The sequence below is a fragment of the Sphingomonas azotifigens NBRC 15497 genome, from assembly GCF_002091475.1.
GTDB classification, from domain to species: Bacteria; Pseudomonadota; Alphaproteobacteria; order Sphingomonadales; family Sphingomonadaceae; genus Sphingomonas; species Sphingomonas azotifigens.
The window spans coordinates 56,209-68,156 of record NZ_BCTR01000038.1 but is presented as its reverse complement, the minus strand read 5'-3'; the positions used below and the strand labels follow the sequence as shown (position 1 = coordinate 68,156).

General features: G+C 63.8%; 8 protein-coding genes. 4 read left to right on the top strand and 4 right to left on the bottom strand.

Annotated features, from left to right (window positions below; all coding sequences use genetic code 11):
- From SAZ01S_RS14120 to SAZ01S_RS14105, 4 genes are all read right to left on the bottom strand, one after another.
- Positions 1 to 681 (bottom strand): hypothetical protein (locus SAZ01S_RS14120; RefSeq protein ID WP_218018083.1); only part of this gene is annotated, 681 nt, incomplete at its 3' end.
- A 280-nt stretch (positions 682 to 961) separates the two neighbouring features.
- On the bottom strand, positions 962 to 1,777 hold the full coding sequence (locus SAZ01S_RS14115) for a hypothetical protein (RefSeq protein ID WP_084582914.1): 816 nt from the start codon (positions 1,775 to 1,777) through the stop codon (positions 962 to 964).
- Positions 1,778 to 1,845: 68 nt separating this feature from the next.
- A complete protein-coding gene (locus SAZ01S_RS14110) occupies positions 1,846 to 2,178 on the bottom strand; it encodes a hypothetical protein (protein WP_084582913.1) in 333 nt (110 codons plus the stop codon).
- Positions 2,178 to 5,582 carry a TM0106 family RecB-like putative nuclease gene (locus SAZ01S_RS14105; protein WP_084582912.1) on the bottom strand — a complete coding sequence of 1,135 codons (3,405 nt, stop codon included), beginning with the start codon at positions 5,580 to 5,582 and terminating at the stop codon, positions 2,178 to 2,180. Before SAZ01S_RS14105 ends, SAZ01S_RS14110 begins: the two co-directional genes overlap by 1 nt.
- A 709-nt stretch (positions 5,583 to 6,291) precedes the next feature.
- On the opposite strand from SAZ01S_RS14105, the gene poxB reads away from it, so the two are divergent.
- Genes poxB through fumC form a run of 4 tightly spaced genes read left to right on the top strand, consistent with a single transcriptional unit; the run spans position 6,292 to position 11,945 of the window.
- Positions 6,292 to 8,016: a ubiquinone-dependent pyruvate dehydrogenase gene (poxB, locus tag SAZ01S_RS14100; RefSeq protein ID WP_084582911.1), complete on the top strand. Its 1,725-nt coding sequence runs from the start codon at positions 6,292 to 6,294 to the stop codon at positions 8,014 to 8,016.
- Between the two features lie 24 nt (positions 8,017 to 8,040).
- Positions 8,041 to 9,459 (top strand): cytochrome ubiquinol oxidase subunit I, encoded by a 1,419-nt coding sequence (locus SAZ01S_RS14095; RefSeq protein ID WP_084582910.1) that lies wholly within the window; start codon positions 8,041 to 8,043, stop codon positions 9,457 to 9,459.
- A complete protein-coding gene (cydB, locus tag SAZ01S_RS14090) occupies positions 9,459 to 10,460 on the top strand; it encodes a cytochrome d ubiquinol oxidase subunit II (RefSeq protein ID WP_084582909.1) in 1,002 nt (333 codons plus the stop codon). Before SAZ01S_RS14095 ends, cydB begins: the two co-directional genes overlap by 1 nt.
- A gap of 36 nt (positions 10,461 to 10,496) precedes the next feature.
- The gene (fumC, locus tag SAZ01S_RS14085; protein ID WP_084582908.1) at positions 10,497 to 11,945 is read left to right on the top strand and encodes a class II fumarate hydratase; all 1,449 of its coding nucleotides are present in this window, start codon (positions 10,497 to 10,499) and stop codon (positions 11,943 to 11,945) included.
- Positions 11,946 to 11,948 lie beyond the last annotated feature (3 nt).

Here is an 11,948-nt window from a genome sequence, read left to right as displayed (position 1 = left end):
GGGCTCCTGCATGGCCGGGGCTTCGGCCGTGAAGCGATCGAACAGCGGCGCCGCGAGTTGTTTTTCCCGGATATCGTCATAGAGGGGTAGGAGGTGCATGGTCGCCCCCTTTCCGCCCTCGTCCTTTTCGATGAGCAGCTCTTCGCTCAACGCATAGTCGTTCGCAGGCCAGCCATCCGTGCAAACCGCATTGAGCATCGCGTGACAGTAGTCTCTGTATGCGGACCACTCCTGCAAGTATCCTGCGGCACCGCCGAGCGCATGTAGCTCGCTAGTATTCGCCTCGTGAGCGGCAACATGTCGCGTGAGCCAGGCGTCAAGCGCGGCCATGCTGCCGATCGTGTATGCGCCCCGATCGAGTGGCGTCAGGACATCACGCGCCATGCGCGTTTCAGGATCGAGGCGGATACTCCCTTCACGATCAACCGTCGCCCGGGTTATGAGAGGTGCTATGGCGTAGGGCTTAGCACCAGAACGCTTGCCGTGTTCGGCGCGAGCGGTAAACACAAGCGGCCGAACGAGCACATCGATTTGCTGCACTTGTGCCGATTGTTTTTCAAACAGCAACGCGGTGAGCTCCTCCGGCAGCCGCCCCGACATCATATCTTCAAAGCGCAGATGCCAGAAGGCATTCGCCTGCTTCTCCGTGAGCGCGCCGTTGCCAAGTTCCGCATCGGCCAATGCGGCGCGCCAATACGCTGCGTGGGCTACAGTTCGACTGTTCATTGGTTCCGGTCCACTATGCTATCGCCTCAGATAACGTGCCACTCCTGCCCGCATGCATCATGGCGCTCTGACAGGGCTCGGCTGTTTTCAGCGTTCCCACCGTTGCCGCAACAAACAATCCGGCTCGTACTGTGGAAGGTGAGGGGTGATGTACGTCCAAAGTCGCAGAGACATGCCCGAGGGCAAAAAAATCTAGCCGATGGGGATGCTGAACCGCATACTCACCGGCTAGATTTCAATCGATCAGGCCTGTGTTGCTCCTCTTCGCTACCGCAGTCATGATTTTGGTATATTCACGTTCTTCTTCCGGGCTTGGCAATGTCAGTCCATCAAGGCCGTCGACAATGGGGCGAAGGTGGTCAATGGAACGGAGGTCCTCCAGCATCTGCGATCGGCTATACTGGTCGGGGTCAATGATGACTCCGTCGAAGCGACGAAGAGTGAGGGGAGTGCCGTGGTATCGCTCCTCGGCCAATCTCCGTAGCGATTCGTGGCGCTCCGAGTAGCGCTCGAGCGGACGTTCAAAGTCTCCGCAGCGTCTCGGAAGTGCGCGGTGGGTCTCATGCGTGCAGTGGATCGTCGGAATCAACCAGCAGTAGAGCAGTCGCTTGCGAGCCTGTTCAACATCGCCCGCCTCAAGCGCCATGAGCACGATCGATTGAATCTGCGCTACAGGGAAGCCGTGTTCCACATCTTTGAGCCCAAGTTGCAGGTCCCCTCGCTTCTCGGTGAAAAACTTTGGTTTGTCCTTCCGCGTCCATGGCAGGATATACTGGTCACGCGCGAGACGGCCTACTGCATCGCGTCGACGTCGCTGAGCAACTCGCTTAAACGCCGGCACTTTTTCGGCGAGAAGATCGAGGAAGCGGAGGTCGGCATCGAGCTTTGCCGGCAAATACAAGCCGGCCCACTCGTTGATTGTTACCCCGTGCCAACCGATGTCGAGCTGCCTCGACCAAGTAGCCCGAGCGTTCACGATCGTTCTGGACGATTCTTCAGATTGAGAAGTTGTTTTGTTATACTCTGAAGGGTCTTCGTCATCGAGCGTCATTTGCTGATCTCCCTGTGTGTGTTCGATGTTACCGGGCGGAAAATAATTAAGGTTCCGTGATTGATCGATCACAGCCACTTTTTCTCACTCAGGGTCATCACTTCACGTCCCGTCCAGAGGAGGGCGGCGTCGACGACAACGAAGAACAGTCCAGTTCTCGTCCATCCGTACGCTAGCAGGATCACGGGCCAACCGATCGCCAGTGCGACCATGAGAATGCCCGCCAGACGCGCGGCTTTGTGCCACCATTTGGCAGGGCGCTGATATTGCTCATGCAAGATCACGGGACGTTCCGTACCGTCCGCCCAGACACCGCGTATGACGAGCTTGGCGTCACGTAGTTGATCGGCGGTGTCGTTGGGGATAGGGGCTTGGCTCCCGCCGCAATGACCGGCGGCCATCAGGCGGCCCGCCGCTCGCTGACCGTGGTAACCAGGCGGTCACGCTGTTCGCCTGCGAACTGCTTTGCCCAGCACAATCCGTCTACCAACTTCATCTGGTCGATCGTCGAGCAGGGTATTTCGAGCAGGCGCGGACTGGCATAAATCACGGCCAAGCACTTGGCCCGGCTGATCGCGACGTTCAGCCGATTGCGGCTGTACAGGAATCCGATGTTCCTCGGCAGGTCCTCACCCGACGAGGTTGCCATCGAGACCAACACGACGGGCGCTTCCTGACCCTGGAACTTGTCCACGCTGCCAACCCGTGCACCTTCCGGAAGTACGCGCCTCAGCACCTCGACCTGCATGTTGTAAGGGGAAACGACCAGGATATCCTTGGTTCCGATCACATTGGTGGTGCCGTGCCGATCGGTCCACTTTCCGCCCAAAATCGCGTGATAGGTGAGGGCGAGGCGGTCGGCCTCTTCGCGTGACCACTGGGCGCATCCGGAATGCTGGACGTCTACGAAGCGCAACCCCGCGGGTGCGATCGCTTCCGGATCCTTGATGGGGTCGACCTCGAGCCGCTGGCACGCTGTAGAAGCCTCAGCCGTTAGTCGCCCTTCATAAACCGCGTCTGATATGAACTGGCACAAGTCCGGGTGCATGCGCCGCGTGACCGGCAGAAATATGCCCTGCGCTTCCGGCACGGTGGCGTTGTCTTGGAGCAGATAATCGAGCGCGGACATGCCGCTGCTACCGGGATGCGTGCCCTGGATCGGCTGCGACAGCTGCATCTGGTCCCCTACCAACACAATGTTCCGAGCGGCGACGCCCATAGCTACGATATTGGCTAGGCTGACTTGTCCGGCCTCGTCGATGAAGAGATAGTCGAACGCCTCATCCATCTCCTCGCGCGCGAACAGCCAAGCCGTTCCGGCAACGAGCTGGTGATGCGGCTCCACGCCGCTGCCCTTGCCGCCAATCACGTCCTCGATCCATCCACCCGTGGCGAGCGCCTGGTCTTCACGAGTTGATTTCTTCATGCCGCGGCAAGAGAGTCCGCGGACGGTGGCTACCGTCTCAACATCTGCAAGCAGATTGTTGATCGCCTTGTGGGAATTGGAGGCAATGGCGATCCGCTTGCCAGCGGCAAGGAGGGCGACGATCGCCTGAGACGAGGTGTAGGTCTTGCCTGCGCCCGGTGGTCCCTGGATCAGAAGATAGCTGTTGTCGAGAGCAAGCAATGCGTCGACCGCCGCAGCAGTCACATCGACGCCATTCCCCACAATTGGCTGCCCTTCGGCTCGACCGACAAGCCTGGGCAAATCGCGCCGCAGGATTGCGCTGACGGAGCGGTACCGGTCGCCACTCGCGGCAATGTGCTCGGCATAGCGATATATCGCGCTGCGAAGCACTGTGTCTCCGATCGGGCCTGCGGGTATGAGCGCAGCTCCTCCGTCGAGCGGTGATCGGCTCGGCCCCATCTTGAGGGCCACCACGCGCGCATCCTCGTCTAGTAGGACGACTTCGCCCGCCGGTTCCAGCGTGCCGGACCGCAGCGGTTCGTCACCCATCTTCAGCTTGAAGTCCTGCGACGGGAAGGTGAAGGTGTAGACCGTCGATCGCTTATCTCGTCGCGGGAGGATGTCTGGGTGTGGTGTGAGTCCGGCCAGGCACTCGGGATCATTGACGAGCTCCTCCGAGCCCATCTCCTGCCGCGCGAACATCGCCCACCAGGCGGGCTTCGCCTCGCGGCGATGAAATTCGAGAAGGTCTGCCAGCAAATGCCGCCATGGTGCGTCCTCGCCCTTTGTCAGCGCCTCGGCTAGCCTGCGCGTCCGCTCCTCGGCTTCCGACCGGGCTTCTGCCTTGGCCGGGTCTGGGAGGACGGCGTCGCGCTGTTCGAACCACGGCGTGTCATGCGGTCGAAGCGAGAGCAGCCAATCGCGGCACATGCGGGTCGAGCGGCAGTCGATCTCGTTATAGTTCTCAATCTCGCACAGCAGGCGCTCGTCGCCCAGACGGCGCCATCGCTCGTAGATGATGATGCTGTCGCCCGCATTCTTGACCTCGCCCTGGCGGCCGCCGGGCAGGTAGAATGCCTCCATGTTCTTAATCGAGTAGCGTGGTTCCGACGTACGGACGGCCTCGGCGACCACCCGATACAGATCGACGAACTTTTGGCCACGCAGGAGGTCGTCTACCACCGCCTCACGCGTTCCGTGAAACATGGCGAGTTTCTTGAGCGCGGTCTGCTCATATGCCGCGTAGTGATAGATGTGCGCTGCAGGAAACCGAGCGAGCCTATCGACCAGGAAGTCGATAGTTTGTTCGAAAGCGGTCTTCTCGCTTTCGCGATCGTGCGCCCAGAAGGTGTGAAAGCGGTCGTGTCCCTGTTCGTCGAGCGCAACGAGGCCAAAGAGGTACTCGAGGCCTCCATCAAATAGGGGATCGCCTTCCATGTCGAAGAACACGTCACCCTGATCGGGTTGCGGCAGTCGCTCGAAGCCGCGGCCGGGCTGCGCGGACAGGACCTCGACCTGGCGTTCTCCTGTCCGACGGTGGTGCGTCTGTAGTCTTGCCTGCGCGCTAAGCCGCGTGACGGTGTCTGGCTGCATACCATCGACCTTGGAGCCCCCAGGAAGCGCGCCGAGGCCTTCAAGGTTGAAGATGCCATACTGGCGCAGCGCAGCGATCTGGTTTCGCCCCATTCCTGCGACGAGGGAAAGGTGTTCGGCTGCTTCCCATTCTGAATTGCAGCGGCGCGACCAGCGACAAAAGGTACAATGTCCACACGGGTCAGCGGCCGACGTCACAGGAGGCGCGTCGATGAACGCCTCGAATCTGCGGCGGATAAAGCTGAAATAGTGTAACACCGACGTTGTTCGGACGGAGGTAATCTCCCCCGACCCCAGCACCACGTGCATCTGCTGCGGTGTGATGCCCTGAACCTTCTCAAGCATCTCGGCATAGACGCAGAGCTGCAAGACGTGTTTCGCTTTGGCTGAACGTGCCAGTTTCGTGTCCGCTACATCGTAGGCGTAGGCGCCGAGCAATGACGTCGTGTCGTCGCGCCGTAACAAGAAGTCGGAAAAGCCGTGCCATCGACCCTTCAAGAAGGCGCCTTGGTACACGACGTCATACCCTTCTTGCATTGCGCGGAGCGTCGCCTCGGTGCGTTCCTCCAGCGTGCCAGTGGAACTGATTTCAATGACGGAGCGGCCCTCCTGTCGGAGACGGCGGAGATAGGCGCGTTCGTGCTGCATGCCCTTCTCCCGAAGCAGGGCGGTGTGCTCGTCAGCGGCATCGAAGGAGGTGGGTGTTTCGAGGTTCCGGATGTCCAGGACCGAAGCATGGGTGCAGCCCATGAAGTTGACGAGATCGCTCGCCGAAAGGATCGTGCGTCCACCGTATTTGCGCATTTTTCTCCCCACCCGCGATTATCGTCGAGGACTGCGTCTTGCTTGTCCTACCATGATGCCGCCGCAGGATAGATCCTCTGCCACGACGAAGGTTGAGAATGTGCTATCAGTGCGTAACATCAGGCTGATGGGCGAAAGTGGTTTCACGCTCGTCTGGCGGCGTGCAGGCGTTGGATCCGCACACGAACCGAACCGAAGCTTCCGCCGCAGACGTAGATCCTCAGGGGTTCCGCTCTGTTTCTCACAGCCACTGAGCTTGCGCGGAGCTCGACCCGCTCTAAACGTGGGTTAGACGACAGATCTTGGGACTTTCCTGCCGATCCCAATCTAACGTCGAGCGGCAGCTTCTACTGAAAGTCGACATACAGATTTTCGCGTGGCGCCGTAGCCTGGCAGGATCGGGGCCCGCGCAGCTGTTCCGCTTCGGTAATGGCGCGACTGTCGTGCAAGTCATGAGCTGCAACCGACGTCGGCTCGATCAACTCTAAACTGGGTAGACCGCTTGCACGTTGTGCCGGCGGGATTCGAGCATATGCACCCAGCGCGGATCTGGCGTATTTAAGGATCTGGACGATGCCACACGTGCGCGTGCCAATTTAGTTCCCTTCAATTTCGTATAGGTTCAAAGGTATCAGAATATACCATTAGATGGCTTCCACTTGCAGGGGGCTCTTCGGAAATTGCGGGCGTAATCTGGGAGCCCGAACCAATGACCGGAAGAGTAGCGGATCTAATGACCGACATCCTCGTGAACGCGGGGGTCAAGCGGGTATATGGCGTCGTCGGGGACAGCCTGAACGGCATCACCGATTCAATGCGGGAACGCGGCGATCTGGACTGGGTTCATGTCCGGCACGAGGAGGTCGCGGCCTTCGCGGCCGGCGCAGAAGCGGCGCTGACCGGCGGGCTAGCGGTGTGCGCGGGCTCGTGCGGGCCGGGCAATCTCCACCTGATCAACGGCCTGTTCGATTGCCACCGCACCCGCGTGCCGGTGCTGGCGATCGCCGCGCAGATTCCCTCGCCCGAGGTTGGCCGCGGCTATTTCCAGGAAACCAAGCCCGAGGCGCTGTTCCGCGACTGCAGCCATTTCTGCGAGACGATCTCGCACCCCTCGCAGCTGCCCGGCGTGATGGAGGCGGCGATCCGCGCCGCGATCGGCCATCGCGGCGTGGCAGTGATCGTGATCCCCGGCGACATCGCGCTACAGCCCTTCGAAGCCGCGATTTCCGCGCCCGGCGCACTGGCGATCCGCCAGCCCAATGTGCTGCCAGACGCCGATGCGGTGCAGGCACTGGCAGACCTGCTTAACACCAGCGAGAAGGTCACCTTGCTCTGCGGCCGCGGCTGCGCCGGCGCGCATGACGAAGTGATCGCGCTCGCTGAACGGCTGCAGGCGCCGGTCGTCCATGCCCTCGGCGGCAAGGAACATGTCGAATGGGATAATCCGTACGACGTCGGCATGACCGGGCTGATCGGCTTCGCCTCGGGCTATCACGCGATGGAGTCCTGCGACACGCTGCTGATGCTGGGCACAGACTTCCCCTATCGCCAATTCTATCCCGACGCGCAGGTCGCGCAGATCGATCTGCGACCGGAAAATCTCGGCCGGCGCGTCTCGCTCGATTGCGCGGTGGTCGGCGACGTGCGCCACAGCATCGCCGCGCTGCTGCCGGCGCTGAAGGGCGATCGCGACGCCAGCCATCTCGAGACCAGCGTGGCGCACTACCGCAAGGCGCGCGCGAGCCTCGACAAGCTTGCCGATGGCAGCTCGGGCCGGCGGCCGATCCATCCGCAGCATCTCGCCGAGCGCCTCAGCGCCGCGGCGAGCGAGGATGCGGTGTTCACCTTCGATGTCGGCACCTGCACCGTCTGGGCGGCGCGCTACCTGAAGATGAACGGCAAGCGCCGGATGATCGGGTCGCTGGCGCACGGATCGATGGCCAACGCGCTGCCCCAGGCGATTGGCGCCCAGGCCTCGCATCCCGGCCGGCAGGTGATCAGCATGTCGGGCGATGGTGGCCTCGCGATGCTGATGGGCGACCTGCTCACGCTGGTGCAGGAACAACTGCCGGCGAAGGTCGTCGTCTTCAACAACGGCACGCTCGGCTTCGTCGCGCTGGAGATGAAGGCGTCGGGCTTCCTGGAGACTGGCACCAACCTGGAGAACCCGGACTTCGCCGCCGTTGCGCGGGCGATGGAGATCCATGCGATCCGCGTCGAGGATCCGGCCGACCTAGATGCGGCAATCGCGGACGTGCTGGCGCATCCCGGCCCGGCGCTACTCGACGTGGTGACCAACACCCAGGAACTGGTGATGCCGCCGTCGATCCAGCTCGAACAGGCCAAGGGCTTCAGCCTCTGGGCACTCAAGGCCGTGCTCAACGGCGATGTGAGCGAAGTGATCGATCTCGCCCGCACCAACCTGCTGCGCTGATCCACCCCTTCGGGGAGCCGAACCATGGAATGGACCGCCCTTTTCCTGTCGCGGCTGCAATTCGCCGCGACCATTTCCTTCCACATCCTGTTCCCGGCCTTCACCGTCGGCCTCGCCGCCTGGCTGTGCGTGCTCGACGGTCTGGCGCTGGCGACCGGCCGTGCCGTCTACCAGCGGCTGTTCGGCTTCTGGCGGACGATCTTCGCCGTGGCCTTCGGGCTCGGCGTCGTCTCCGGCATCGTCATGGCCTTCCAGTTCGGCACCAACTGGAGCGAGCTGTCGCGCCAGACCGGCGCCATTCAGGGGCCGCTGCTGGTCTATGAGAGCTTCACCGCCTTCGCGCTGGAGAGCAGCTTCTTCGGCGTGCTGCTGTTCGGCCGCGGGCGCGTGCCGGGATGGCTCTATTTCTTCTCCTGCCTGATGGTCGCGGTCGGCACCACCATGTCGTCCTTCTGGATCATGGTGAACAACAGCTGGATGCAGGCGCCGGTCGGCTTCGTCCGCGGGGCCGACGGGCTGTTCCTGCCGACCAGTTGGAGCGACATCCTGTTCAGCCCGGTGGTGTGGGTGCGCTTCCCGCACATGCTGCTCGCCGCCTATATCACCACCGCCTTCTGCGTCGCCGCGACCGGGGCCTGGCATCTGCTGCAGGGCCGGTTCCTCCCAGAGGCGCGCGTGATGCTGCGGATGGGCCTGGGCCTCGCGGCGGTGCTGGTGCCGGTGCAGCTGGGCATCGGCCACCTCGTCGGCGACTATGTCCATGATCGCCAGCCCGCCAAGTTCGCCGCGATCGAGGCGCGCTGGCACGACGAGCAGCCCGCTTCCGAAGTGGTGATCGCCTGGCCCGACGAAAAGGCCGAGCGCAACCGCTACGCGCTCAGCGTTCCCTATGCCGGCAGTCTGATCGGGTCGATGAGTCTCACCTCGCGCGAAGTGGGCCTCACCGACTGGAATCGGCAGGATCGCCCGCCGGTCGCCATTCCCTTCTTCGCCTTCCGGGTGATGGTCGGCTGCGGGCTGCTGATGCTTGGCATCGCCTGGGGCGGGTGCCTGCTGATGGCGCGGCGCCGGCTGGAGCGCAGTCGCTGGCTGCTCTGGGCGACGGCGGCCTCCTTTCCGCTCGGCTTCATCGCCACGGTGACCGGCTGGTTTGTCGCCGAGGTCGGGCGCCAGCCCTGGGCGGTCTATGGCCAGCTGCGCACGGCGGACGCGGTGACGCCCTTCCTCTCCACCCCCATGGTCGCGGCGACGCTGGTGATGTTCGCGCTGGTCTACACGGCGATCTTCGGCTTCGGCGTGCTCGTCCTCGCCCGACTGATCGCGCGCGGCCCGGTGGGAGAAGCCGAGCCGCGGCTCGGCGAGACCAACCCCAAGCGGCCGCTCTCGGTGCCGGTCGGCACGGCGCCCGCCACCCAGGACCATCGTGTGAAGGAGCTGATCTGATGCTTACCTTCTGGCTCGGCGTGCTGGCGCTGTCGATCTTCCTCTACGTGACGCTGGACGGCTTCGATCTGGGCGTCGGCATGTTGCTGCCGATGGCCGGCAGCGAGCGCGAGCGGCGGGCGATGCTCGCGGCGGTGGCGCCGATGTGGGACGGGAACGAGACCTGGCTGGTCGTCAACGGCACGGTGCTTTTCGGCGTGTTCCCGCTGGTCTACGCGACCTTGCTCTCGGCGCTCTACCTGCCGCTGTTCGCGATGCTGGCGGCGCTGATCCTGCGCGGCGTCTCCTTCGAATATCGCGACAAGAGCGTCCGCTTCCGCGGCGTCTGGACACACGCCTTTTTCGGCGGCTCGCTGGTGGCGAGCTTCATCCAGGGCGCGGCGGTAGGCGCATTGGTCGAGGGGCTGCCGATCGTGGACGGGCGCTATGTCGGCGGTGCGTTCGGCTGGCTCTCGCCCTTCGCCTTGCTGTGCGGGGCGGGGCTGTGCCTCGGCTATATGCTGATGGGCGCCGGCTGGCTCGCCTACAAGGCGCAGGCGGGCGTGCAGCGCCGCGCCTTCCGCCTGTTGCCGCGGCTGCTGATCGGCGTGCTGGTCTTCCTCGCGGCAGCCTTTGTCGCGGCGATACGGCTGGACCTGCCGGTGCTGGACCGCTGGGCCGGGCATCCCGCGATGCTGATCGTGCCGGCGATCGGCGGCGTTGCCGCGATCCTGCTGGCGGCGGGCACGGCACTGCGCCGCCCGCTGCTGCCCTTCCTCGCCGCCCTGCTGCTGTTCGCCTCGGCTTTCGGGACGCTGGCCCTGTCCTTCTACCCGTTCATGATCCCCTACGCGATCACGGCCGCCCAGGCGGCGGCGCCGAGCAGCTCGCAGGCCTTCCTGTTCTGGGGTGCCGGCGTGGTGATCCTGCCGCTGACCCTGGCCTACACGCTGGCGGTCTACCTGCTGTTCAAGGGCCGCGTCGCCCCGAGCGACCTCTATGGCGAGCAGACCAGCGCCTGAGCCCTTCTTTCCTTCCCAAAAACGAGGAGCGTTGCGTTGACCGACACCCCAATCTTGCAGGCGATCCCGATAGGCATTCAGGCCAGCGGCACGCGCGACGAGTTCGATAGCATGGGCACCGTCGCCGTCCCGGCCGACCGCTATTGGGGGGCGCAGACCGAACGGTCGCTCCACCATTTCAACATCGGCGGCGATCGCATGCCCAAGGCGGTCTACCACGCCTATGGCTATGTAAAGAAGGCGTGCGCGCTGGTGAACGCCACGGCAGGCCGCCTGCCGGACTGGAAGCGCGATGCGATCGTCCAGGCCGCCGACGAGGCGATCGCCGGCAAGCTCGACGAGCATTTCCCGCTCTACGTCTGGCAGACCGGCTCCGGCACCCAGTCGAACATGAACGTCAACGAGGTGCTGTCGAACCGCGCGATCCAGCTGCTCGGCGGCACACTCGGCAGCCAGCACCCCATCGGCCCCAATGACGACGTCAATATGGGCCAATCGTCCAACGACACCTTCCCCACCGCGATGCACGTGGCGACGATCCTCGCCATCGACGAGGAATTGCTGCCCGCCGTCACCCGGCTGGTCGAGGTGATCGAGAAGAAGGCCGATGGCTGGATGGACGTGGTCAAGATCGGCCGCACCCATCTGGAGGACGCGGTGCCGCTCACCGTCGGCCAGGAATGGCATGGCTGGGCCGGGCAGATCCGCGCCTGCATCGCCGCGATCGAGGAGAGCCGTGGCGGGCTCTATGAACTGGCGGTCGGCGGTACCGCGGTCGGCACCGGGCTCAATGCGCCGGCGGGCTTCTCGCACGACGTGGCCGCCACCATCGCCGACCTCACCAACAAGCCCTACGTCACCGCGCCCAACAAGTTCACCGCCCAAGGCTCGCTCGACGCGATGGTTCGCGCCTCGGCGGGGCTGCGCGGGCTGGCGGTCGCGCTGATGAAGATCGCCAACGACATGCGCTGGCTCGCGTCGGGCCCGCGCTGCGGCTTCGGCGAGCTCAAGCTGCCGGACAACGAGCCCGGCTCGTCGATCATGCCCGGCAAGGTGAACCCCACCCAGTGCGAGGCGATGGTGATGATCGCCATCCAGGTGCTCGGCAACGACAGCGCGGTCGCCTTTGCCGGGAGCCAGGGCAATTTCGAGCTCAACGCGATGCGCCCGGTGATCATCAACAACGTGCTGCATTCGATCCGCATCCTCGCCGATGGCTGCGACCGGTTCCGCGAATTCTCGGTCGAGGGCACCGAGATCCTGCGCGACAAGATCCAGTCCTATGTCGAGGGCAGCGTGATGCTGGTGACCGCGCTGTCGCCGGTGATCGGCTACCAGAACGCCGCGCACATCGCCGAGAAGGCGATCGCCGACGGCACCACGCTGAAGGCGGCGGCCCTCGCCTCCGGCAAGGTCGACGAAGCGCTGTTCGACAAGACCATCCGCCCGCTCGACATGGTCGGCCACGGCCTGGCCGGCGCCTGAGGA